The 22,593-nt window shown below is 59.8% G+C and carries 17 protein-coding genes and 4 pseudogenes; 13 read left to right on the forward strand and 8 right to left on the reverse strand.

The genetic code is table 11. From position 1 onward, the window contains the following. Positions 1 to 128: 128 nt before the first annotated feature. The 3 genes and pseudogenes from AACY36_RS17910 to AACY36_RS17920 form a co-directional block, all read left to right on the forward strand. Positions 129 to 814: pseudogene (locus tag AACY36_RS17910) on the forward strand (IS256 family transposase); the annotation flags it as partial. A 171-nt stretch (positions 815 to 985) separates the two neighbouring features. Continuing rightward, positions 986 to 1,318 carry a ComEA family DNA-binding protein gene (locus AACY36_RS17915; RefSeq protein ID WP_339497392.1) on the forward strand — a complete coding sequence of 111 codons (333 nt, stop codon included), beginning with the start codon at positions 986 to 988 and terminating at the stop codon, positions 1,316 to 1,318. Between the two features lie 470 nt (positions 1,319 to 1,788). Next, a pseudogene (locus AACY36_RS17920) lies at positions 1,789 to 2,594 on the forward strand (urea carboxylase-associated family protein). 8 nt (positions 2,595 to 2,602) lie between these two features. On the opposite strand, the gene AACY36_RS17925 reads toward AACY36_RS17920, so the two are convergent. Both AACY36_RS17925 and eat read right to left on the reverse strand, forming a co-directional pair. Then, positions 2,603 to 2,770 (reverse strand): DUF2897 family protein, encoded by a 168-nt coding sequence (locus AACY36_RS17925; protein WP_003172675.1) that lies wholly within the window; start codon positions 2,768 to 2,770, stop codon positions 2,603 to 2,605. A 111-nt stretch (positions 2,771 to 2,881) separates the two neighbouring features. Further along, positions 2,882 to 4,246 (reverse strand): ethanolamine permease, encoded by a 1,365-nt coding sequence (eat, locus tag AACY36_RS17930; RefSeq protein ID WP_339497394.1) that lies wholly within the window; start codon positions 4,244 to 4,246, stop codon positions 2,882 to 2,884. Positions 4,247 to 4,577: 331 nt separating this feature from the next. Here eat and kdpF point away from each other — a divergent pair, with 331 nt between their 5' ends. The 6 genes from kdpF (at position 4,578) to AACY36_RS17960 (ending at position 12,625) form a co-directional block, all read left to right on the forward strand. Beyond that, the gene (gene kdpF / locus AACY36_RS17935; RefSeq protein ID WP_339427768.1) at positions 4,578 to 4,667 is read left to right on the forward strand and encodes a K(+)-transporting ATPase subunit F; all 90 of its coding nucleotides are present in this window, start codon (positions 4,578 to 4,580) and stop codon (positions 4,665 to 4,667) included. Positions 4,668 to 4,676: 9 nt separating this feature from the next. Beyond that, positions 4,677 to 6,377, forward strand: a complete 1,701-nt coding sequence (kdpA, locus tag AACY36_RS17940; RefSeq protein WP_339497395.1) for a potassium-transporting ATPase subunit KdpA — start codon at positions 4,677 to 4,679, stop codon at positions 6,375 to 6,377. A 20-nt stretch (positions 6,378 to 6,397) separates the two neighbouring features. Then, positions 6,398 to 8,455: a potassium-transporting ATPase subunit KdpB gene (gene kdpB, locus AACY36_RS17945; protein ID WP_339497397.1), complete on the forward strand. Its 2,058-nt coding sequence runs from the start codon at positions 6,398 to 6,400 to the stop codon at positions 8,453 to 8,455. A gap of 100 nt (positions 8,456 to 8,555) precedes the next feature. Further along, on the forward strand, positions 8,556 to 9,101 hold the full coding sequence (kdpC, locus tag AACY36_RS17950) for a potassium-transporting ATPase subunit KdpC (protein ID WP_339414799.1): 546 nt from the start codon (positions 8,556 to 8,558) through the stop codon (positions 9,099 to 9,101). Between the two features lie 145 nt (positions 9,102 to 9,246). Next, entirely contained in the window at positions 9,247 to 11,898 is a 2,652-nt protein-coding gene (locus AACY36_RS17955; protein WP_339438624.1) for a sensor histidine kinase KdpD, read from the forward strand. Positions 11,899 to 11,935: 37 nt separating this feature from the next. Further along, on the forward strand, positions 11,936 to 12,625 hold the full coding sequence (locus AACY36_RS17960) for a response regulator (RefSeq protein ID WP_010211910.1): 690 nt from the start codon (positions 11,936 to 11,938) through the stop codon (positions 12,623 to 12,625). A 115-nt stretch (positions 12,626 to 12,740) separates the two neighbouring features. On the opposite strand, the gene AACY36_RS17965 is transcribed toward AACY36_RS17960, so the two are convergent. Beyond that, the gene (locus AACY36_RS17965) at positions 12,741 to 13,778 is read right to left on the reverse strand and encodes a patatin-like phospholipase family protein (protein ID WP_339414797.1); all 1,038 of its coding nucleotides are present in this window, start codon (positions 13,776 to 13,778) and stop codon (positions 12,741 to 12,743) included. A gap of 218 nt (positions 13,779 to 13,996) precedes the next feature. Here AACY36_RS17965 and AACY36_RS17970 point away from each other — a divergent pair, with 218 nt between their 5' ends. From AACY36_RS17970 to AACY36_RS17980, 3 genes are all read left to right on the forward strand, one after another. Further along, positions 13,997 to 14,275, forward strand: a complete 279-nt coding sequence (locus AACY36_RS17970) for a hypothetical protein (protein WP_339414796.1) — start codon at positions 13,997 to 13,999, stop codon at positions 14,273 to 14,275. 83 nt (positions 14,276 to 14,358) lie between these two features. Then, positions 14,359 to 15,120, forward strand: coding sequence for a CHAD domain-containing protein (locus tag AACY36_RS17975; RefSeq protein WP_339497398.1), 762 nt, complete (start codon positions 14,359 to 14,361; stop codon positions 15,118 to 15,120). 91 nt (positions 15,121 to 15,211) lie between these two features. Next, on the forward strand, positions 15,212 to 16,009 hold the full coding sequence (locus tag AACY36_RS17980) for an acyl-CoA thioesterase (protein WP_339437439.1): 798 nt from the start codon (positions 15,212 to 15,214) through the stop codon (positions 16,007 to 16,009). 33 nt (positions 16,010 to 16,042) lie between these two features. On the opposite strand, the pseudogene AACY36_RS17985 reads toward AACY36_RS17980, so the two are convergent. From AACY36_RS17985 to AACY36_RS18005, 5 genes and pseudogenes are all read right to left on the reverse strand, one after another. Beyond that, a pseudogene (locus AACY36_RS17985) lies at positions 16,043 to 16,282 on the reverse strand (terminase); the annotation flags it as partial. A gap of 847 nt (positions 16,283 to 17,129) precedes the next feature. Beyond that, positions 17,130 to 17,948: pseudogene (locus AACY36_RS17990) on the reverse strand (RHS repeat domain-containing protein); the annotation flags it as partial. Then, positions 17,924 to 18,286 carry a hypothetical protein gene (locus tag AACY36_RS17995; RefSeq protein WP_339415054.1) on the reverse strand — a complete coding sequence of 121 codons (363 nt, stop codon included), beginning with the start codon at positions 18,284 to 18,286 and terminating at the stop codon, positions 17,924 to 17,926. The gene AACY36_RS17995 and the pseudogene AACY36_RS17990, both read right to left, overlap by 25 nt. 198 nt (positions 18,287 to 18,484) lie before the next feature. Further along, positions 18,485 to 19,966: a methyl-accepting chemotaxis protein gene (locus AACY36_RS18000; protein ID WP_339414793.1), complete on the reverse strand. Its 1,482-nt coding sequence runs from the start codon at positions 19,964 to 19,966 to the stop codon at positions 18,485 to 18,487. 96 nt (positions 19,967 to 20,062) lie between these two features. Then, on the reverse strand, positions 20,063 to 20,869 hold the full coding sequence (locus AACY36_RS18005) for a TatD family hydrolase (RefSeq protein WP_339427774.1): 807 nt from the start codon (positions 20,867 to 20,869) through the stop codon (positions 20,063 to 20,065). Positions 20,870 to 21,105: 236 nt separating this feature from the next. Here AACY36_RS18005 and AACY36_RS18010 point away from each other — a divergent pair, with 236 nt between their 5' ends. Beyond that, complete coding sequence (locus AACY36_RS18010; protein WP_339427775.1) at positions 21,106 to 22,527, forward strand: transglycosylase SLT domain-containing protein; 1,422 nt, start codon at positions 21,106 to 21,108, stop codon at positions 22,525 to 22,527. Positions 22,528 to 22,593 lie beyond the last annotated feature (66 nt).

The raw sequence follows: 22,593 nt of genomic DNA on the forward strand, positions 1-22,593 counted from the left end.
GTAGAGGTAGACTTTTTCAACTTTGGCGTCGGGGCGCATCATAACTGCGGGCTCCTGATGGGAATCGGGAGCACAGCATCAGGCTTCAACGGGCAGTTTTGAATGTGTACATGGTGGATCGCTTACACTTCATCAGCTCAGTCACCGATGCAGTCATGGAAGAAGTCGGCGCCTGGCAGCAGCGTCCCTTGGAGCCTATGTATCCGGTCATCTTCTTTGATGCGCTACGGGTCAAAATCCGGGACGAGGGGTTAGTGCGTAACAAGGCTATTTATCTGGCGCTGGGCGTATTACCCGATGGCACGCGCGACATTCTGGGAATCTGGATCGAGAACACCGAGGGGGCCAAGTTTTGGATGAAGGTCTTCAACGACCTTAAAACCCCTGGGATAGAAGATGTTCTGATCGCCGTCACGGATGGCCTCAAAGGGATACCGGAGGCCTTGGAAGCGGTTTTTCCTGCCACGACGCTGCAAACCTGCATCGTGCATCTGATCCGCAACAGCTTGGACTATGCCGCTTAGGATAAGCGTCGGGCATTGGCCAAAGCGCTCAAGCCTATCTACCAGGCAATCAATGCCGATGTGGCCGAGCAAGAGCTTAACGCCTTTGAAGCGGGGCCTTGGGGTAAGCAGTATCCGACTGTAGTTGCTGCATGGCGTCGAGCCTGGGATCGGGTTATACCTTTTTTTGTCTTCCCGGCGGGTTGCGCAACATCACAGCCAATTGGGGCCACGCGGCACACGACTGGAAAGTGGCAATGAATCAATTTGCGATCCTGTACGGAGACCGATTTACCAGACCGAGCTGGTAAAACAACGGCCTGCCTGACGGCAGGCCCTAACCAGCCCGAACACAAAAAAACTGATACTCCCTTCACACCCTGTTACTCAAGCATTTTTGACGAATCTCCAACATGACCTAAGTTTGAAAAGCAGCTTCGGAAAAGCTGCTTTTTCCTCACCCATGTCATGGAGCGTCACCAATGCAAAACACCTACCTCACCTCTCTAATCTTCGCCTTCCTCACCAGCCTCTCCGTCACCACCACCGCAGCCCCGTCCATCAAACCCGAAGCCCCAACCCCCATCACCGCCCAGATGTCCAAGGCCGAGCAACCCGCCAAGGTTAGCCTCAACGCCGCCGACGCCGAAACTCTGCGCCGTGATCTCTTCGGCATCGGTGCCGCGAAAGCCAAGGCGATCGTGGCCTACCGCGAGAGCAATGGCCCGTTCACGGCAGTGGATGAATTGTTGGAAGTGAAGGGGATCGGCAAAGCGTTGCTGGAAAAGAACCGCGAGAGGCTGGTGCTCAATTAAGCGGCCGAGGAGGCCGGTCAGTGACCGGCCTTTTTCTTACTCAGAATCCTGCAGGTCAAATTCAAAACGCCTTGGCATGAAACGTGATTACCTCTACAAAATAGATTGTTCAACAATCCCGAGGTAATCATGACCTCAGCCTATCCCTGGCCGACCAAATCGCTCTGGAACTGCGCGCCGACATCATCGGCGGGCGGCTGTTGCCCGGCATGTCTGATATTTCATCAGCAGATTGTCGGGGTTGATGCGCAGCCCGCTATTCGATGGGTTTTTCGCGCAGGTCATCGCGCAGTGCGGCGCCGGATGAGCAGCGTTTCCAGTCGCCTTGGCTGGAGCGTGATCGTGAGATTTACCAGCTTCTGCTCGAAAATAATAAGGCTGCGGCAGGGCAGGCGATGAGCCTGTACCTGGCTGATTCGGAACGCTTGTCGTTGGCCTTGTTTAATCACCCCTGATCGAGGATCCGCACCATGTACAAAGACTATCCGGCCGCTTATACGAGCGCATCCGTGACCATAAACAGCAACGTACGTTGATCGAGCAGTTCGAGGTGCCGATCCGAACGGGCAGGGCGTGGAAGGTGCCGGCCGGGCATGTGTTTCGTGTGACCACGCCGGTCGGTCCACAGGTGGGTGACTTCAATGTGTGGAACGCCAACGACCCTCGCGAACGCCTGTGGGCAGCGCGCACGCGTCAATTGCAGGGTGCCCATGTGAGCACGCATGACCGGTTGTGGTCGAATCTGCCATTTTTAAGACCGCTGGTGACGATCACCGATGACAGCCTGGCCAGTTACGGCACCGATGAGCATGGCGGGCGCTTGCATGATTTGCTCGGCACGCGTTGCGATCCGTATGTGAATCGGATGCTCACCGGCGAGGACTTCCATCACCATTGCCATTCGAACCTGACGCGCGCGGTTTTACCCCACGGTCTGACGGAGTTCGACGTGCATGACGTGCTGAACATTTTCCAGTGCACGGGCCTGAATCATGACGACATGTATTTCATGAAGGCTTGCCCGGCGCAGAAGGGCGATTACCTGGAGTTCTTTGCAGAGATTGATTTGCTGTGTGCGCTGTCGACGTGCCCGGGCGGGGATTTATCGTTGCCGATGTGGGGGCCGGAGGCGCAGGACCCTCTGACGGTATGCCGTCCGTTGGGGGTTGAAATTTATAAGTTGGAAGATGAGTTGCTGAACGGCTGGAGCCAGCCGGAGCGTGCTGCCTACAAGGGGCAGCACGGTTTGCAGATTGCCAAGGCGGCTTGGGAGTAACCCAAGGCTCAGCGATCCTGCGCGTCCTTCGCATCCGCTTGGGCGTTACGCTCGGCCACGCGTTTGCGTTGTTCGTCGGTGAGTTCGACCTTGTTGGCGCTGTCTCGCAGCATCATCAGCCCACCGACGATCGACCCGATCGCGACCACCATAATCAACCACGCATACCACGGCATAAGGCTCTCCTTGAGGCAGATCACCGTGGGAGAATTTTCCCACGGGGATAACTGCTTTGAGTAACAGGCTTTCTCAGGAGTTCAGTGTAGGCCTATTCCGCCTCGTTAACCTCAGAGTCCGGTCAACATCGCATCCGCAGGTGCATCCGCGCGGTCTTGCGCGGTCATCTGGAAGTAAACGAACCCAACGGCCATAAAGCCCAGGAAGATCAGCCCGATCAGCGTGTTAAACCACGCCATGGCCACCAGGCACACCACCGCCAGCACCAGCGCAATGCCCGGCACGATGGGGTAGCCCGGTGCGCGGAAGGTGCGTTTCAGCAACGGTTCGGTCTTACGCAGTTTGAACAGGCTGAGCATGCTCATGATGTACATCACAATGGCGCCGAATACGGCCATGGTGATCATCGCTGCGGTCAGTGTCATGCCGCCCAGGTTGATCAGGCCGTCGCTGTAGATCGCGGCGATGCCGACCACGCCGCCGGCGATGATTGCCCGGTGCGGTGTCTGAAAACGCGACAGTTTGGCGAGGAAAGACGGCAGGTATCCGGCGCGGGCCAGGGCGAAGAACTGGCGCGAATAGCCCAGGATGATGCCGTGAAAACTCGCTACCAGGCCAAACAAGCCGATCCACACCAGCATGTGCAACCAGCCGGAGCTGTCGCCGACCACGGTTTTCATGGCTTGTGGCAATGGGTCGTTGATATTGGAGAGGGTGCGCCAGTCGCCCACACCGCCGGCAAAGAACATCACGCCCATGGCCAGGATCACCAGGGTCAGGATGCCGCTGATGTAGGCTTTTGGAATGGTGCGTTTCGGATCTTTCGCTTCTTCGGCGGCCATGGCGGCGCCTTCGATGGCGAGGAAGAACCAGATGGCAAAGGGAATCGCGGCAAACATGCCGGCAATCGCCGGGGCGCCAAAGGTGTCGGAACCGGCCCAGCCGTTCAGGGCGAAGTTGCTGAAGCTGAAGGCGGGCGCTACGACGCCCATAAACACCAGCAACTCGGCGACGGCGAGTACGCATACCACCAATTCGAAGGTGGCGGCGAGTTTCACACCAAGGATGTTCAGGCCCATGAACACGATGTACGCGCCGACGGCCGCGTGTTTCGGGTCCAGCGCCGGGAATTGCACGTTCAGATATGCGCCGATGGCCAAGGCGATCGCAGGCGGCGCGAAGACAAACTCGATCAAGGTCGCGAGCCCCGCGATCAAACCGCCTTTCTCACCAAAGGCACGACGGCTGTAGGCAAACGGCCCACCCGCGTGAGGAATCGCGGTGGTCAGCTCGGTGAAACTGAAGATGAAGCAGGTGTACATGGCGGCGACCATCAACGAGGTCACCAAAAAGCCCAAGGTCCCGGCGACGCCCCAGCCATAGCTCCAGCCGAAGTATTCGCCGGAAATCACCAGGCCGACGGCGATGCCCCACAAGTGCAGGGTGCCCAAGGTGGGTTTGAGTTGTGTGTTCATTGTGCTGCTCCCTGAACGGTTTTGAATGATTCAAGGTGTTGCAGCGTGCATGCCAGCTTGAGAATCATTGTCGTAAAGCCGTGCAACTGTCGCCATGGGAACGGTTTGGCGTTTGAATTTGCCCTGCGTTGCACCAGATAAGTGCTGTGTTGACTGAGCTGGCCCGCGATGAGGCCCTCCCATCCACGGCAAATCCCGCTGTAAACCCCGCATAAACCCACTCTTTACGCCGTCTTTACGCCCCGCCCATACCCTCGCTCTCGTTCCTTTACACCACTCCTGCCGACAATTGACCCACACGCGGCACTCGCCGCTAAACGGAGAGACTTCCATGAGCGTTCTGGACGGGGTGTCACTGGTATTGGCCGTGGCGCTGTTCATTTATCTGCTGGTTGCGCTGTTACGCGCGGATCGGAACTAGGAGCTGGCCATGCACAGTTATGACTATTGGCTGATCATTGCCTTTTTTGCCTTGGTGCTGGTGCCGGCCCCGTTCCTGGGGCGGTTCTATTACAAAGTGATGGAAGGGCAGCGCACCTGGCTGAGCCCGGTTCTGGGGCCTGTGGAGAAAGCCTGTTATCGCCTGGCGGGCGTGGACGAGCAGCAGGAACAAAGCTGGCAGAAATACATGCTGGCCTTGCTCGCGTTCAATCTAGCGAGCTTTTTGCTGTTGTTCACGATCCTGTTGTTCCAGGACTATCTCCCACTGAACCCGCAGAAGTTGCCGGGTCAGGAATGGACGCAGGCCTTCAACACGGCGGTCAGTTTCATGACCAACACCAACTGGCAGTCCTACAGCGGTGAGGCGTCTTTAAGCTACCTCAGCCAGATGGCCGGCCTGACCGTGCAGAACTTCGTCAGCGCTGCCACTGGCCTGTCAGTCCTGGTTGCTCTTTGCCGTGGGATCGGTCGCAAATCGGCGCAGACATTGGGTAACTTCTGGGTCGACATGACCCGCGCCACCCTCTACGGCCTGTTGCCGTTGTGCCTGGTGCTGGCGTTGTTCCTGGTGTGGCAGGGCGTTCCGCAAACCTTCGCCCATTACGTCGATGCCGTGACGATACAAGGCGTGGATCAAGTGATCCCCCTGGGCCCGGCGGCCAGCCAGATTGCGATCAAGCAGTTGGGTACCAACGGCGGTGGCTTCTTTGGTGTCAACTCGGCGCACCCGTTCGAAGACCCGACTGCCTGGGCCAACCTCTTCGAAGTGGCATCGATCATCCTGATCCCGGTGGCGCTGGTGTTCACCTTCGGCCACTACGTGAAAGACCTGCGTCAGAGCCGTGCGATTCTCGGCTGCATGCTGGCGTTGTTCCTGATCGGTGGCGCGACCTCGTTGTGGTCCGAATACCAGCCCAACCCGACCCTGAACAACCCTGCCGTGGAGCAGGCCGCGCCGCTGGAAGGTAAGGAAGCGCGCTTCGGCACCACCGGCACGGTGCTGTGGTCGGTGACCACCACCGCAGCGTCCAACGGTTCGGTCAACGGCATGCAGGACAGCCTCAGCCCTCTCAGTGGGATGGTCGCGCTGGTCAACATGATGGTCGGCGAAGTGATCTTCGGCGGCGTCGGTGCCGGCATGTACAGCATGTTGCTCAATGTGTTGATCGCGGTGTTCCTCGCCGGCCTGATGATCGGCCGCACCCCGGAATACCTCGGCAAGAAGCTGCAGGCCAAGGAAGTGCAATTGCTGGTGGTGACGCTGCTGGTCATGCCGGTTGGCGTGCTCGTGCTCGGTGCCATCGCCGCGAGCCTGCCAGGCCCGGCCGGTGCCATCAGCAACCCAGGTCCGCACGGCTTCAGCCAGTTGCTCTACGCCTACACCTCGGCCAGTGCCAACAACGGCTCGGCGTTCGGTGGCTTCAGCGCCAACACACCGTTCCACAACCTGATGCTGGGCCTGGGCATGTTGATCGGTCGCTTCGGCTACATCCTTCCGGTACTGGCCCTGGCCGGCAGCCTGGCGATGAAGAAGGCCGCACCGATTGGTCAGAACAGCTTCCCTACCCATGGCCCGCTGTTCGTGACCCTGTTGACCGTGACCATTTTGCTGGTGGGCGGCTTGACCTTCCTGCCGACGCTGGCACTGGGCCCTATTGCTGAACATCTGAGCATGGCTGCTTCTAAATGAAGAGCGAAGGGGATATGAAAATGAATATGCCTGCAAAAAACGCGGCTCCGGTGCAAACCCAAGAGCCCGCCAAAACCGCGATTTCCGCCCTGTGGCGCCCGGCGCTGGTCCAGGCGTTCGTGAAGCTGGACCCGCGCCAACTGCAACGCTCGCCAGTGATGCTGGTGGTCGAGCTGACCGCCATCCTCACCACCGTGCTGTGCTTTGTGCCGGACACGACGGTGCCGACTTACGTCGCGGTGCAAATCGCTGTGTGGCTGTGGTTCACCGTGCTGTTCGCCAACTTCGCCGAAGCCTTGGCCGAAGGGCGTGGCAAAGCCCGTGCCGACAGCCTCAAGGCCGGCAGCGAAGGCCTGAGCGCATGCCGCAAAGAGGCCGATGGCAGCTTCAAAGTGGTGCCGGCCACCAGCCTGCGCAAAGGTGATGTGGTGCGCGTTACCGCTGGGGAAATGATCCCCGGTGACGGCGAAGTCGTTGAAGGCATCGCGGCGGTTAACGAAGCGGCGATCACTGGCGAATCCGCCCCCGTGATCCGCGAGTCCGGTGGCGACCGTTCGGCCGTCACCGGCAACACCCGGCTGGTATCGGACTGGCTGCTGATCCGCATCACCGCCAACCCGGGTGAGTCGACCCTGGACCGCATGATCGCCCTGGTGGAAGGCGCCAAACGCCAGAAAACCCCCAACGAAGTCGCGCTGGATATCCTGCTGATCGGCCTGACCCTGATCTTCCTGCTGGTGGTGGTGACCCTGCAACCGTTCGCCCACTTTGCCAATGGCAGCTTGCCGTTGGTGTTCTTGGTCGCACTGTTGGTGACGCTGATTCCTACGACCATTGGCGGCTTATTGTCGGCGATCGGTATCGCCGGTATGGACCGCCTGGTGCGCCTCAATGTGATCGCCAAGTCCGGCCGCGCCGTGGAAGCGGCGGGGGACGTGCATGTGCTGCTGCTGGACAAGACCGGCACCATCACCTTTGGTAACCGTCGCTGTACGGCGGTGGTCGCGGCGCCTGGCGTCAGCGGCAAGGAAGTGGCCGAAGGCGCGTTGTTTGCCTCCCTGGCGGATGACACGGCGGAAGGTAAATCCATCGTCGAATACCTGCGCGCCTTGCACCCGCAAGCCGAGCCGACTGCGGATGAGCTGACGGCCGTGCCGTTCAGTGCTGAAACCCGCTTGTCTGGCGTCGATTATCAGGGCCGTGTGTTCCGCAAAGGCGCCGTGGATTCGCTGCTGGCGTTTATCGGCCAACAACGCAGCGACCTGCAACCAGCACTGTCGCGGGAAATCGACAAGATCGCCCAGAGCGGTGGCACGCCATTGCTGGTGTGTGCCGATGGCAAGTTGCTCGGTGCGATTCACCTGAAGGACGTGGTCAAGCCCGGCATCCGCGAGCGTTTCGCCGAGTTGCGCAAACTGGGCATTCGGACCGTGATGGTGACGGGCGACAACCCGCTGACCGCTGCTGCGATTGCTGCCGAAGCCGGCGTGGACGACGTGCTGGCCGAAGCCACGCCGGAGAAAAAACTCGCCCGTATTCGTCATGAGCAGAACGACGGTCGCCTGGTGGCGATGTGCGGCGACGGCGCCAACGATGCTCCGGCCCTGGCCCAGGCGGACGTTGGCATGGCGATGAACGATGGCACCCAGGCCGCTCGCGAAGCCGCCAACATGGTCGACCTCGACAGCGACCCCACCAAGTTGCTGGACGTGGTGCAGATCGGCAAGGAATTGCTGGTGACGCGCGGTGCGCTGACCACCTTTTCCATCGCCAACGACGTGGCCAAGTACTTTGCGATTTTGCCGGCGCTGTTCGCTTCGATCTACCCGCAACTCGGCGTGCTCAACGTGATGCACTTGCAGAGCCCGCAAAGCGCGATTCTCTCGGCCATCGTGTTCAACGCGCTGATCATCGTGGTGCTGATCCCGCTGGCGCTGCGCGGTGTGCGCGTGCAGGCGGCGAGCGCGGCGGCCTTGCTGCGGCGCAACCTGCTGATCTACGGGCTGGGCGGGCTTGGGGTGCCGTTCGTGGGCATCAAGGCGATCGACATGCTGCTGACGGCGTTGCACCTGGTGTAACCGAACCTGCTCTTTGTAGTGAGCGGGCTTGCCCCGCGCCGGGCTGCGAAGCAGCCCCATTGCAACACGGCAGAGCGTCCCACAAATTGAGGAATCCAAAATGTCCAACCTAATCCGTCCGGCCCTGAGCCTGCTGGTGCTCATGACCCTGATCACCGGCGTCGCTTACCCACTGGTGGTGACCGGCGTCGCCCAAGTCGCCTTCCCGGATCAAGCCAATGGCAGCCTGGTACGCGACGCCAGCGGCAAAGTGCGCGGCTCCAGCTTGATCGCCCAGGACTTTACCGGTGACAGCTGGTTCCACCCGCGCCCCTCGGCCGGCGCTTTCGCGACGGTTTCCAGCAGCGCCAGCAACCTTGGCCCAAGTAACCCGGCGCTGGCGACGCGCATCTTTGATGATGCGAATAAACAGCGCGTGCCCAGCCAAGGGCCGGTGCCTTTGGCGTCGCTGACTACCTCTGGCAGCGGTCTTGATCCACACTTGCCACCGGAAGCGATTGCCTATCAACTGGCGCGGGTGGCGGCGGCGCGGAGTGTGCCGGTGTCAACCTTGCAGCGGTTGCTGGATGAGCATATCGAAAGCCCGTTGGTAGGGCCGCCGGTGGTGAATGTGCTGGCATTGAACATGGCTCTGGAAAAACTGTAACCCCCTGTGGGAGCGGGCTTGCTCGCGAAAGCGGTGTATCAGCCAATGTATCTGTTACTGATAGACCGCCTTCGCGAGCAAGCCCGCTCCCACATTGGATCGTCAGTGGGCCTGAATACTTGAATACCTGAAGGAACCCCCAAGCATGAGCGACTCCGGCCGCGCCGATGCCCTGCTAGCCGATCTGCCCCGCAACGGCCGTGGCCGGCTCAAAGTCTTCCTTGGCGCCGCGCCCGGCGTGGGCAAGACCTACGCCATGCTCCAGGCCGCCCATACCCAGTTGCGCCAGGGCGTGAAGTTGATCGCCGGCGTGGTCGAGACCCACGGCCGCGCCGAGACCGAAGCCTTGCTCAGCGGCCTGCCGCAGCAACCGTCGCTGCGCACCGAATATCGCGGCGTGATGCTTGAAGAAATGGACCTCGACGGCCTGCTCGCCGCCCAGCCCAAGCTGGTGCTGGTGGACGAGCTGGCCCACAGCAACGCCCCCGGCAGCCGCCATGAAAAGCGCTGGCAAGACATCCAGGAACTGCTCGCCGCCGGCATCAACGTGTTCACCACGGTCAACGTCCAGCACCTGGAAAGCCTCAACGACCAAGTACGCGGCATCACCGGCGTGCAGGTGCGTGAAACCCTGCCGGACTGGGTGCTGCAAGAGGCCGACGAACTGCTGCTGATCGATCTGCCCTCTCGCGAGTTGCTGGAGCGCCTGCGCGACGGCAAGGTCTATGTGCCGGAGCAGGCCCGCGCGGCCATTGATGCATTCTTCACCCAGACCAACCTCATGGCCTTGCGCGAGTTGGCGATGCAAACCGCCGCCGCCCATGTCGACGATGATTTGGCCCAAGGCTACCGCCAACTCGGCCAGGCCGCGCCGGCAGTACGTGGGCGTTTGTTGGTCGGCGTGGACGGCGATGCACAGGCCGAACGCCTGGTGCGCCATGCCAGCCGTGTTGCCCAACGCCGGCATTTGCCGTGGAGCCTGGTGCACATCGATAACGGCCGTGCGCGGGATGAGCAGTTCCGATTGCGCCTGCAAAATGCCCAGCAACTGGCCGAACGCCTTGGCGGTGAAGTGGTGTTGCTGCGAGCCGGCGAGGTGGCCAAAACGCTGATCCAGCATGCCGCCGAACGCCGCGCCAGCCTGGTGTTGGTGGGGCAGTCGCGGATGCGTTGGCGGCGTCGGTTGTTCGGTGGCGGCCTGGCTGCGCGTTTGCTGCGTAATGCCCGTAGCTTGGAAATCAACGTCCTCGACAGCGATGACATCCCCGCACCGTCACGCTTGCCGGACGTGCGCGGCCTGGTGTGGTTCGACTATGCGCTTGCGGTCGTGGCGACGGTGGTTGCTGCGGCATTGGCTTGGGCGGTGTCCAGCGTCTTGCCGCTGCCGAATATCTCGCTGGTGTTCCTGGCGGCGGTATTGCTGGTGGCCGTGCGCAGCAGCCTGGGGCCGTCGCTGGTGTGTGCGGCGTTGTCGTTCATAACCTACGACTTCCTGTTTATCCCACCGAAATTTTCCTTCGCCATCCAGCGCGAAGAGGACGTGCTGACCCTGTTGTTCTTCCTGTTGATGGCGGCGTTGACCGGCAACCTCGCCGCACGTCAACGCCGTCAGTTGCAGGCGTTGCGCGACACCCAGGAAGAAACCAGCGAACTGCTCGACCTGTCACGCAAACTGACCGCCGCCACCGATCGCCAGGCGGTGATCAGCGCCGCGGCGCATCACCTGGAAGGCTGGAGTGACCTGGACCTGTGCCTGGTCAACCGCGATGGCCAGGGCGGTTGGGCGATTGAGACCGGCGGCCCGCTGACGCTTACCGAAGCCGAGCGCGCCGCTGCTGATTGGGCCTGGCAGCATGACCAACCGGCGGGCATGGGCACTGGCACCTTGCCGTTCGGGCGTTGGTGGTGGTGGCCGTTGTCAGCCGAAGAGGGCCCGTTGGGTTTGCTGGGCGTCAGTCCAAAACCCGGCCAGGAACTGGGCGGCCAACGCCGTCGCTTGCTGACTGCCTTGAGCCAGCCATTGGCCCAGGCGCTGGCGCGGGCGCAACTGGCCCAGGAGTTGGAGTCCGCGCGGTTGCACGGTGAGACCGAGCAACTGCGCAGCGCCTTGCTGGCCTCGGTGTCTCACGATTTGCGTACGCCGCTGACCTCCATGCGCGGCAGCATCGACAGCCTGTTGGCGCTCGGTGAGGCCATCCCGCTGGAAGATCGCCGCGAGTTGCTTGAAGGCACCCGCGATGAGGCCGAACGTCTCGATCGCTATATCCAGAACTTGCTCGACATGACGCGCCTCGGCCATGGCGCTTTGAAACTGGCGCGGGATTGGGTGTCGCCGGGCGATATCGTCGGCAGCGCCCTCGGTCGTTTGCGTGCGGTGCTGGCGCCGTTGAAGGTGAGTACCGACGTGCCGCCTGAGTTGCCACTGTTGTATGTGCATGCTGCGCTGATCGAACAAGCGCTGGTTAATGTGCTGGAAAACGCCGCGCGTTTTTCACCGTCTCAAGGGCGTTTGCAACTGAGCGCGGGCGTGCTGGATAACCAGCTGTTTTTTGCCGTCGCTGATGAAGGCCCAGGCATTCCCGAAGACGAGCGCGCAAAGATTTTCGACATGTTCTACACCGCCGCACGGGGTGATCGAGGCGGGCAGGGCACAGGCTTGGGCCTGGCAATCTGCCAGGGCATGGTCGGTGCCCACGGCGGGCATATCAGCGTGGCCGACGGCATTGACGGGCGCGGCACCTGCATCACCTTGTTCCTGCCCTTGCCGACACAGCCTGGCCTGGAGCGCGAGGCATGAGCTACCCTGTTTTCTTCACGGATTTTGATTGGACACCATGAGCCAGACCGCGACGATTTTGGTCATTGATGACGAACCGCAGATCCGCAAATTTCTGCGCATCAGCCTGGCCTCCCAGGGCTACAAAGTGATTGAGGCCGGCACCGGCAACGAAGGCCTGGCCCAGGCGGCACTGAGCAAGCCGGACCTGCTGGTACTCGACCTTGGCTTGCCGGACATGGACGGCCAGCAAGTGCTGCGCGAATTCCGTGAGTGGTCGACGGTGCCGGTGTTGGTGCTGTCAGTCCGCGCCAGTGAAGGGCAAAAAGTCGAGGCGCTCGACGGTGGCGCCAATGACTATGTGACCAAACCCTTCGGCATCCAGGAGTTTCTCGCCCGGGTACGTGCGCTGCTGCGCCAGGCGCCCGCGGGTGAAGCCCAGGAAGCGGCCTTGCGGTTTGGCCCATTGACGGTCGACCTGGCCTATCGCCGCGTGCTGCTGGACGGTGCCGAAGTGGCGCTGACGCGCAAGGAGTATGCGGTGCTCGCGCAGCTCGCCCGGCATCCGGGGCGGGTGATTACCCAGCAGCAATTGCTCAAGGATATCTGGGGGCCGACCCATACTGAGGACAGCCACTATCTGCGTATTGTGGTGGGGCATCTGCGGCAGAAACTGGCGGATGATCCGACACAGCCGAGGTTTATCGTGACCGAGGCGGGGGTAGGGTATCGGTTGTTGAGTGCTTAGATGTTTGGCGTCGGCTCCGAGGCCATCGCGGGCAAGCCCGGCTCCCACAGGGGAGTGCATTCCAAAGGTTGGAGCTGGCTTGCCTGCGATGGTGTCATCAGCAGCACCTTAACCCTCAACTCTGCTCACGCTCATACCGATCCAACGTATCACTGGCAATCTCTCGCCCCAGCGCAATCAACTCCGGCGCTTTGTAGAACTCGAAAAACCGGCACACCCGCTTCGGCACGTTGATCAGCACATCCGGCGGGTAGCCGGCGATTTTGTACTGAGCCAGCGAGGTTTGCATCACCTCGAAGCTCTGGTTGATCAGGTCCAGCAGCGACGCCGGGCCGACGTTATCGATGATGAAAGACCCGGTCGCCGACTTCGGTGCACCGGGTTTTTCCGGTGCGGCGTTGGGTTGTTGGGATTCCGGCTCGGCCGAGTCCAGCCACGGGTTGATCTCTGCCGCTTGCGCCTCCAATGCCTCTTGCTCCAGCTTCAGCAATTGTTCGGCCTGCTTGCGGCGAAACGGCAGGTGCGAACCGAGTGATTTGGCCAGGTTGTTGAACCGACTCTTGAACGCTGGCGGGCGTTGGATCACCGGCAACCGGTACTGCTTCTGGTTGGTGGCGTTGAGGTTGACCGCGATGATCAAGTCACAATGACTCGACACCACCGGCACGATGGGCAGTGGGTTGAGCAGGCCGCCGTCCACCAGCATGCGGTTGCCTTGCATCACCGGGGTAAACAGGCTGGGAATCGCCGCGGAAGCGCGCATGGCCTGGTGCAGGCAGCCTTCCTGGAACCAGATTTCCTGTTGGTTGGTCAGGTCGGTGGCGACGGCGGTGTAGGGGATGCGCAGTTCTTCGATATTGATCTCACCGACGATCTTGCGGATCTGCCCGAAGACCTTCTCGCCGCGAATTGCCCCCAGGCGAAAACTCACGTCGACCAGGCGCAGCACGTCGAGATAGTCGAGGCTTTCAATCCAGTTTCGATACGCCTCCAGCTTGCCGGCGGCGTAGATCCCGCCGACCACGGCCCCCATGGAGCACCCGGCGATACAGGCGATGTCGTAGCCGCGCCGTTCGATTTCCTCGATAACCCCAATATGGGCGTAGCCCCGGGCCCCGCCGGAGCCCAGCACCAAGGCAACACGTTTTTTCATGGTCCATGTCCTTCCTAATGCAGGCGCCCACAATGCACCCATTGAGGTGGCAGCTTCAATCTTCGCTAGGCATGTAATATTTTTCCTGAATACTCGCGGCGCTCGGGTATGCTCGGGTGTATAGGTACTGTCGATTTCAGGCTAAGGATTAGGCACTTTTCCATGTAGGCAACGTCTACAACGTACGACTGTTTTTTCTTTATCTTGAGGTGTCATCGATGAAAGCTTGGATGTGTGTGCCTGTGATCGTGTTGGCCCTGGCCGGTTGTGCCGGTAAAACCGCGTACCGCGACAGTTGCGGCTCGCAATTGGACGCTGCCTGGAAGGAGCTCGACCTGGCCAAGGCTGAGGGTTTTGCCGGCACGGTGAGCTACTCCAAGGCCTTGTCTTTGTTGACCGGCGCCAAAACCCAGCAACAATTTGAAGCGTTCGAAGGCTGCTCCACTAAAGCCGAGAAAGCGCGGTTCTATATTCGTGAGTCTCGCGCCGGGCGTTGACGCGTAGCGGCTGTCGAGTGCAACGAGGCTGCATCGGCGGCCATGAGTTATCTGGGAATTTTCGTCGTCAGGGGGAGGAAGGGATGTCAGCTTTGGTCGATCAGTTAGTCGCTCAGGTCATTAGCCTGGAAGTAGGGTTACTGAGCTGCCAGGCTCGCCTCGCCGCCGTCACCGACGATGAAGCCTTGCATGACTTGCGCACCACCGTGCGCCGACTGCGCAGCCTGTTGCGTCCCTTGCGCGGTCTACCTGGGGTAGAACAGCTTGAATTGGCAGCCAGCAAGGTCGGCCAACTGACTACGCCGCTACGCGACCGCGAGGTGCTGGCGGCGTATTTGCATCAGCATGGCCATCACGAAGCCGCGAGCCGGCGCCTGCGTTTGCAACCCGATGCCTATCGCCAGGTGGCGCAAAGCCCGGAAGTTGCCCATTTGCTGCAGATACTCGACGCCTTCCCACGTTTTATTCGTGCCTCTGAACACCAGAAACTGCTCAAAGGCCTGCGCCCGCGCATCGAGAAACGTCTGGCCAAGCAATGGCAGAAACTCGGTGAAGCGTTGAAAGACCCCGACCATGATCGTCACCGCCTGCGGTTGCTGATCAAGCGCGTGCGCTACGCTGCGCAAGCGTATCCCGAGCTGGACAAATTGCCTGCCAACGCCCTGTCACGCTTGAAAAAAGCCCAAGCTGCCCTCGGGGATTGGCATGACTGCTGGCAGTGGTTGGCCCTGGCCGAGCACCAGGCCGATCTGCAACCTTGTGTTGCGGTATGGCATCGCACCATGGCCAAGGCGCAAGGGCAGGCCGATCGCGTGCTCGCCAAATTCAGCGCCGATTGTTTCTGAGCCGGTCCGGCTTTTGGCCGGAATAGGCGCTGCACGTCACGGGCCCGATGATTAAGATCACCCATCTGTTCCTTCTGATGTGAGACGCGCCATGCGCTTTAGTGATTTGCTCGACGCCGCACGAAGCAACCCGCTGGATGTAACCATCCCCGCGGAATGGGCCCAGGGCCGCGCAACGTTTGGTGGGCTGGTCGCCGCATTGCAATACGAAGCCCTGCGCGCCCAGGTGCCAGCCGATCGGCCTTTACGATCAATGGCAATCACCTTTGTTGGCCCGGTAGCGCCGGACGTTTCTGCCAGTTATCAAGTCGAAGTGTTGCGCGAAGGCAAGGCCGTTAGCCAATTGCTCGGCCGCGTGACGCAGAACGGTGAAGTGGCGACACTGGTACAAGCCAGTTTCGGCGCGTCGCGAGCGTCGGAAATCGCTGTCGAGAGTGAAGCACCGCCCGTGTTCAAACACTGGGATGAGTGTCAGGAACTGCCCTATATCAAGGGGGTCACCCCTGAATTCATGCGCCACCTGGCGATGCGATGGAGCGTCGGCGGCTTGCCATTTACCGGCAACAAATCCCGCGACATGGGCGGGTGGGTACGTTTACGCGGGGATGTAAAAGAAGAGCCACTGACCGAGGCGCATATCCTCGCCTTGGTCGACGCCTGGCCACCGGCCCTACTGCCGCACCTGAAAAAGCCGGCACCGGGCAGCACCCTGACCTGGACCATCGAGTTCATCCAACCTTTGCAAAATCTCACGACGCTCGACTGGTGCCAGTACCATGTCAACATCGAGCACGCCCGCGACGGCTACGGCCATGCCGCTGCCGCGCTATGGAGCCCCACCGGCGAGTTGATCGCCATCAGCCGCCAGACCGTAGTGGTCTTCGCCTGACCTAAATGTCGGTGGCGTTGCTGTTCAACACAAACTGGCTTGGACTTCCACGCTATGACCCTGCCGCTGCAAGGCCAGACCAGCCAGGACACCGACAATGCCGACGGCGACACTGGCAGGGCTTGTGCTGAATACCCCGGATACGATCAACAGAAACCCGATAATGAACAGCGGCACCGCAATCAGGCGCAATGCCTGGTTGGTCGGGTGCTGGTGGTTCTGCGGGTAACTACGCCATTGCCAGGCGGGGAGGTTGGGGTGACGTTTGCCCATGATGGTGAATCCTCTGTCCGTTGAAATGCTATGGACAGAGTTTAGGTGGGGCGGGGCGAGTGGGCGAATTGGGGTTGCCTATGGGGGGCATAGGGAATACTCACCTAAAGTCTGCAAGAGCATTTTTTAGCGGATGTCGAGGCTAAATGTTCTGGGCGAGTCTAGCTGTGAATGTACTCGTATACCTCTGGATAGAAGATTTTCCTGATGTCTAAGGTGCTGATCGCAAACTCTAATTTCTCTGAATGTATAGCGTGACATATGATTTGAGCGACGCCATGCGTTTCAGTGTCATGAAATTTGAATAACAGATTTTCTTCGTCTGCCAATATTAATTTAAAGTCGTCCGTTGTGGATATGTACTCTAAATGGCTTAGTCGTTGCCATAACGACTCTGGTTGGTAGTCTTGTCTTGTCATTAAAGTTGCACGGCTACGGTATGCCTTTAGTTTGTTTGGATCTATATGGTCTGGACGGGTGTCCAAATACTCTACTCCAGAATAAATTGAGGTTGCTTCATTTTTTCTGAATATGTCTTTGGGGCCTGAGTTTTTCGCAAAGCGCCTTAACGCTAGGTACTCCTGTGTCTTGTTGTACTTGGGAGTCCTAGTGGTATACCAAGTTAGTATCAGTGGCCATTCATGTGTCAACAGCGATGCGAGGGCGAGCCAAGTGTTCCACACATTTTCAAAGTCTGGATTAAGGAGTGTAAACGTGGCATACCCTCGTTCTTCTGTAGGGTGTAGGTGTGCCCAGGGGTGTATGCCGGTTTCGTGTATGAAGACTGTGTCCATTAATCACCTTTTAAAATGCGTATGGGAGTCATTGCCGATGGTTAACGGAACTTTTACCCCTCAACGGTAACCTCGGTATTGAAGTGTGGAGCATGATTGCCTTTTTCATGACCTAATGAATGCTCACGAATTTCTACATCTCTATAAAGTAATTCGAATTCGTAAACCCTTCCTTGAATGTAGCGATCTTGATCGGTGATGGTTTCTCGGTAAACATTTTTGGGATGCTGAGTCTTAGGTACACCTCCGATTGCTTTTGCTCTTTTAAAAGCTCCATTTCTAGAAAGTCTGGTATCAAAGCCTTTGGGTAGCTCAACGTCACCCTCATTGATTTCAACGTTTTCCCCCGGATTTTCTGGGCGATTTGTGGGTTTACATCCATCCTCCCCCGGACACCTGCTCAGCCCTAGCGGATCCACCCAACCCGTAGGGTTGGGCACGTACTGGTAGGCGTTAATCCCACCCGCCAACTTAACTGGATCTGGCGTCAGGTAGCGACCAACATCCGGATTGTAATAGCGATGGCGGTTGTAGTGCAGCCCGCTTTCTTGATCGAAGTATTGGCCTTGGAAGCGCAGCGGGTTGTCGACTTTTCCTATGTCCAGGCGGCTGATTTCACCGTAGGCGCGGTAGTGCGCGGACCAGATGATTTCGCCATCTGGGGCGGTGAGTTCTTGTGGCGTGCCGATGTGGTCGAGTTGGTAATGGTAGGGCTTCGTTTCTTTTGGACCGAAACCTTCCAGCAGCGCCAACGGGCGAAAGCTGTCGGGTTCGTAGAGGTAACTGCGGTGGCGGTCCGCGTGGTGTTCGGCGATGAGTTTGTCGCCTTGCCAGAAGAACTCGGTGGTTAGGCCGTCGATGGTTTTGCTGATGGGCGGCCATCGGGAGCAATCGCTTGTAGCATCACCGGCGTATTGCCGATGGGCACAAAGCGTGTGCTCTCGAACATATGCACCAAGGTCAACGCGCCCTGGGCTTTGCAGACGGCAACCGTGCGATTGGGTTTTTTGGAGGACGCCGGAGCGACGAGAGAAACCTCTTCCCCCACCTTGAATACCTGCTCGACTTCCAGCGACGAGCCACTCCAGACGCTCTCGGCCCATTCGTCAAAAGTATTCAGGCAATCCCGAAAGTCACGAAAGACGCTTTCGACGTCTGGCGCTTTGGCATTCATCGGCGACAGGACAAACTTGCCAATGACCGGAATCAAGAGGCCGTCCAACGGGGCACGGTGTTAACGGAGAAGTACATCGGCGGTCCCTCGCGCTGATTGATCAGGCGAGAGACTTTGGAGAGGTTGGTAGTGAAAAGAAGTCGGCGTTATTCGCCGGGATAGCTAGGAAGTTTCACCAAAACCTCGGGCAAACCGAGGCTTCGTTGTAGGCAAGGGATTACAGGCTGATCATTCCTACAGCTTCAACAGTCCAATCGCTTTGCTCAGCTCCCCGGCCAAGGCCGCCAGTTCATTGCTGGTAGTCGCCGAGTCCACAGTCTGCTGCACGGTGTTCTCGGTCACGTCACGAATGCTCACGACCGCGCGGTTCATCTCTTCGGCGACGTGGCTTTGTTGTTCCGCGGCGACGGCGATCTGGGTGTTGCTTTCGCGCATCTGCGCCACAGCACCGGTGATTTCGGCGAGGGCGGCGCCGGCTTCCTGGGCTTGTTGGACGCAGTCGTCGGCCTTGAACGAGCTTTCCTGCATGAAGTCCACCGCGTCGCGGGTGCCGGCTTGCAGGGCTGAGACCATGCGGGTGATTTCGTCGGTGGAGGTTTGGACGCGTTTGGCGAGGTTGCGCACTTCGTCGGCAACCACGGCGAACCCCCGACCCATTTCGCCGGCTCGGGCCGCTTCGATGGCGGCGTTGAGGGCGAGCAGGTTGGTCTGCTCGGCGATGCTGTGGATCACGCTGACCACGCCGTTGATTTTCTGGCTGTCCTCGGCGAGTCTCTGGATCATTTCGGCGGTTTGCTGCACGCCGGTCGACAGGCCGGCAATCGAGCGTTGTACGCGGGTGACCACTTCCCGGCCGCTGCCGGCAAGGGTGTCGGCGGTCTGCGACAGATCCCGGGTGGCGCCGGCGTGCTGGGCAATATGGTGGACGGTGGCGGTCATCTCGTTGATGGCGGTGGCGGCCTGGTCGGTTTCGCTCTGCTGGCCGAGCATGCCGTGCTGCACCTCGTTCATGCTGCTGGCCAGGCGCGCGGCGCCATCATCGAGTTGCTTGGCGGTACGCGCGACGGTGTTGACCACACGTTGATAGCCCGCTTGCATGGCGTTGAAGGCGCTGGCCATCTGGCCGACTTCGTCTTTGCACGCCAAAGGCACACGGGCCGACAGGTCGCCGGTTTTCTCAACGTGCAGCATCACGTCCTTGAGGGTGTTGAGTTGGCTGAGCAGGAAGCGGATCAGCAATTGCGAGGCACCGAGCATCGCGAGCATCAGGATCAATACCGCCACCGCATAGTTGGCGAAGCGTTCGCCGAACACCTGGCTCAGGCTTGGCGCGTAAGCGAGTACGGCCACGTATTGACCGTCAGTGCGGGCGATGACTTCAGCCCCCATCAGTACGTTCTCGCCGAATAACGGCATGTGATTGAGTTCGACCCAGCCAACGCTGCTACCCAGGGCTGACAGGTCCTGGTCGGCCATTTGTGGGACTTGGCCGCGCTTGAACGTCAGCCATTGCTCGCCCTTGGGCAGCGCTTCGCCAGCCGGCCAGGCGCTGAGCAACCGTGCTTGGGCCTGCGCCGAGGCATGGGACGCGCTGCTGCGGGCCTGTTGTTCAAGCTGCAGGGCGTACAGCACCAGCAACAGGGTGGTAATGAAGGCGACCGCGTTGACGGCCCAGAATTTGTACTTCAGCGAGATATTGCTAAGCCAGGCACCCATGGAAGGTTTTCTCTGATAGCGGAAACAGCATTGGCAAGGTGCCATTATTGTGCCGCTATCGAGGAAACCGGTTTTGACATGGGTCAACGCGCCGCATCAATCCACTTCAGGCAGCCCGAAAAAGGTGCGGGCGCAGGCAGTGCTGTGCCGGGCCAGATCTTCCACGCTCTCGTTGCGATGCAGGGCGACTTCGCGCAGCACTTCCGGCAGATACGCAGGTTCATTTCGGCCATTTTTCGGCTTGGGGCGCAGCGTACGTGGCAGCAGGTAGGGCGCATCGCTTTCCAGCATCAGACGGCCACGGGGAATTTCCCTGACCAGTGGGTGCAGGTGTGTCCCACGGCGTTCGTCACAAATCCAGCCGGTGATGCCAATGTGCAGGTCGAGGTCGAGATAACTGAACAGCGCCGTTTGTTCGCCGGTGAAGCAATGCACCACGGCGGCGGTGAGTTGGTCGCGGTAGTCCTTGAGGATTTCCAGCAGGCGCACGTTGGCGTCACGCTCGTGGAGAAACACTGGCAGTTTCAGCTCGACGGCCAGTGCCAGGTGCTCTTCCAGTACTTTTTCCTGCTGCGGGCGCGGTGAAAAATCCCGGTTGAAGTCCAGCCCGCATTCACCCACTGCTCGCACGCGGCTTTCGCTGAGCAAACCGCGCAAGCGTTGGGCGCTGTCGCCGTTCCAGTCACTGGCAGAGTGGGGGTGAATACCGGCGGTGCTGAACAGGCGCTGGCCGCTTTCATCGAGTTTTACGCACAGCTCCAGGGCGTGTTCGCTGCCCTCGACGCTGGTGCCGGTGAGCACCAATTGTTGCACGCCGGCGGCATAGGCACGCTCAAGCACAGCCTGGTGTTTCTCGTCGAAACTGGGGTTGGTCAGGTTGACGCCGATATCAATGAGTTGCATGGTGCTACCTCCGCCTGCGGCCGGAAAGCATATCAGAGCTGTAGATTTATAAGAAAAACTAAGAACTACAACGAGTTATAGCTGTCTTTGAACGTCGCAAGTGACACTGGGCTTGGTCGAACGCCTTGCCCTGTGCCACCGTTGCGCGCAAAGCCTGCGCTTAAAGCGCTCTGTTTCTGACCCCACCGCCTCGTTTTTCGCGAGGATGTTGGCCAGTATTCTTTTCCGGAGAGCGGATGATCCGACCCTCGGCGTTGCTTATGTTGTGCCTGACGCTGCTGCTGCCCATGGCCGCGGTTGCGCGTCTGGACGGGCCGCTGGAAGTGACCAAGCCCGGCAAAGTGCGCGACCTGGCGCAGATCCGCTCCAGCCGCACCCTGCGTGTATTGGTCAACCAGAGCCGTAACAGTTCCGGCGAGGTTCAGGGTCAGGCCATCGGTGTGGAATACCATCGTTTGCGCGCCTTCGAGCAATACCTCAATGGCCATGCTCGTAACGGCCAGGAAATCAACCTCAAGATCATTCCCAAGGCCAAGGACCAGTTGCTCGGCGCGCTGGCCCGTGGTGAAGGTGACCTGGTGGCGCCCGGTGAGCTGCTGGATGTCAAGGCTGCGCACAAGATCAGCACCAGCGATCCGATTGCCAGCGGTGTGCCGCTATGGCTGGTGGGTGTGAAAGGCGAGCGGCGGTTTACCAAGGTTGAGCAGCTGTCCGGACGCACCCTGGCGCTGACCACCGGGAGTGCGGCGGCGGACGCCATCAGCCAGGTTAATCAGAAACTGGCCCTGCACAAGCAACCACCCATCAAGGTGGAGTGGGTTGACCCGACCCTGGCGGTGGAGGATGTGCTGGAGATGGTCCAGGCTGGCATTTTCCACCTGACCATTGTCGAAAAGCCGATTGCCGAGCGCTGGTCGAAGATCCTGCCCAAGTTGCGTTTCGATAAACAGGTGGTCATCAGCGAGCCGGGCGACGAGTATTGGTTTGTGCGCCAGGATGCCTCGATGCTGCGGGCCAGCATTGATCGCTTCCTCAAGACCTATCGAACCCCCGCAGACCAGGATGTGGCGTTTCAACGCATCTACCGTCGCCTCTACCAAGTACGTAATCCGCTGGCCCGCGCCGACCGCCAGCGCCTGGAAAAATTGCGCCCGGTGTTGCAAAAACATGCCCGCGAGCAGGGCATGGATTGGTTGAACCTTGCCGCGCTGGCCTTCAAGGAATCCGCACTTGACCCTGGCGCACGCAACAGCGGCGGGCCCACCGGCCTGATGCAGATCACGCCCTCGGCAGCGCAGCGCGTGGGGATCAACAATATCGAAAGTCTCGACAATAATGTGCAGGCGGGTGCGCGCTACCTGGCGATGATCCGCCGCAAGTTCTTCGCCAGCCCCAAGCTCAACGAGCGCGAGCGGATGGCCTTTGTGCTGGCGGCGTACAACATGGGGCCAGAGCGGGTGCAGGGCATGCGCACAGAGGCCAAGCGCCGGGGGCTCAACCCCAACCAGTGGTTCTTCCAGGTTGAACGCATTGCCATGGAGCAAGTAGGCATGGGCGGCGTCAGCTATGTTAATAGCGTCAACAAGTACTATTTGGCGTTCGATCGGGAGCGGGAGTCCCTGGAACCGCCAGCGCCGAAAATCATTTCACGGAAGTAATCGATTTCATCGATATTAATCAGGCATTTTTTCGGCTTTTATCATTGTTTAAACTGATTAATATAG

It is taken from the genome of Pseudomonas sp. EA_15y_Pfl1_P101 (genome assembly GCF_963970835.1).
In the GTDB taxonomy this organism is placed as follows: Bacteria; Pseudomonadota; Gammaproteobacteria; order Pseudomonadales; family Pseudomonadaceae; genus Aquipseudomonas; species Aquipseudomonas tritici.

Excerpts from the sequence above, each read along its gene's own strand:
- kdpC (WP_339414799.1), top strand. The coding sequence starts at position 8,556 with ATGTCCAACCTAATCCGTCCGGCCCTGAGCCTGCTGGTGCTCATGACC.
- kdpA (WP_339497395.1), top strand. The coding sequence starts at position 4,677 with ATGCACAGTTATGACTATTGGCTGATCATTGCCTTTTTTGCCTTGGTG.
- eat (WP_339497394.1), bottom strand. The coding sequence starts at position 4,246 with ATGAACACACAACTCAAACCCACCTTGGGCACCCTGCACTTGTGGGGC.
- AACY36_RS17970 (WP_339414796.1), top strand. The coding sequence starts at position 13,997 with ATGAAAGCTTGGATGTGTGTGCCTGTGATCGTGTTGGCCCTGGCCGGT.
- kdpF (WP_339427768.1), top strand. The coding sequence starts at position 4,578 with ATGAGCGTTCTGGACGGGGTGTCACTGGTATTGGCCGTGGCGCTGTTC.
- AACY36_RS18010 (WP_339427775.1), top strand. The coding sequence starts at position 21,106 with ATGATCCGACCCTCGGCGTTGCTTATGTTGTGCCTGACGCTGCTGCTG.
- AACY36_RS18005 (WP_339427774.1), bottom strand. The coding sequence starts at position 20,869 with ATGCAACTCATTGATATCGGCGTCAACCTGACCAACCCCAGTTTCGAC.
- AACY36_RS17975 (WP_339497398.1), top strand. The coding sequence starts at position 14,359 with ATGTCAGCTTTGGTCGATCAGTTAGTCGCTCAGGTCATTAGCCTGGAA.
- AACY36_RS17980 (WP_339437439.1), top strand. The coding sequence starts at position 15,212 with ATGCGCTTTAGTGATTTGCTCGACGCCGCACGAAGCAACCCGCTGGAT.
- AACY36_RS17915 (WP_339497392.1), top strand. The coding sequence starts at position 986 with ATGCAAAACACCTACCTCACCTCTCTAATCTTCGCCTTCCTCACCAGC.
- AACY36_RS17925 (WP_003172675.1), bottom strand. The coding sequence starts at position 2,770 with ATGCCGTGGTATGCGTGGTTGATTATGGTGGTCGCGATCGGGTCGATC.
- AACY36_RS17965 (WP_339414797.1), bottom strand. The coding sequence starts at position 13,778 with ATGAAAAAACGTGTTGCCTTGGTGCTGGGCTCCGGCGGGGCCCGGGGC.
- kdpB (WP_339497397.1), top strand. The coding sequence starts at position 6,398 with ATGAATATGCCTGCAAAAAACGCGGCTCCGGTGCAAACCCAAGAGCCC.
- AACY36_RS17955 (WP_339438624.1), top strand. The coding sequence starts at position 9,247 with ATGAGCGACTCCGGCCGCGCCGATGCCCTGCTAGCCGATCTGCCCCGC.
- AACY36_RS17960 (WP_010211910.1), top strand. The coding sequence starts at position 11,936 with ATGAGCCAGACCGCGACGATTTTGGTCATTGATGACGAACCGCAGATC.
- AACY36_RS18000 (WP_339414793.1), bottom strand. The coding sequence starts at position 19,966 with ATGGGTGCCTGGCTTAGCAATATCTCGCTGAAGTACAAATTCTGGGCC.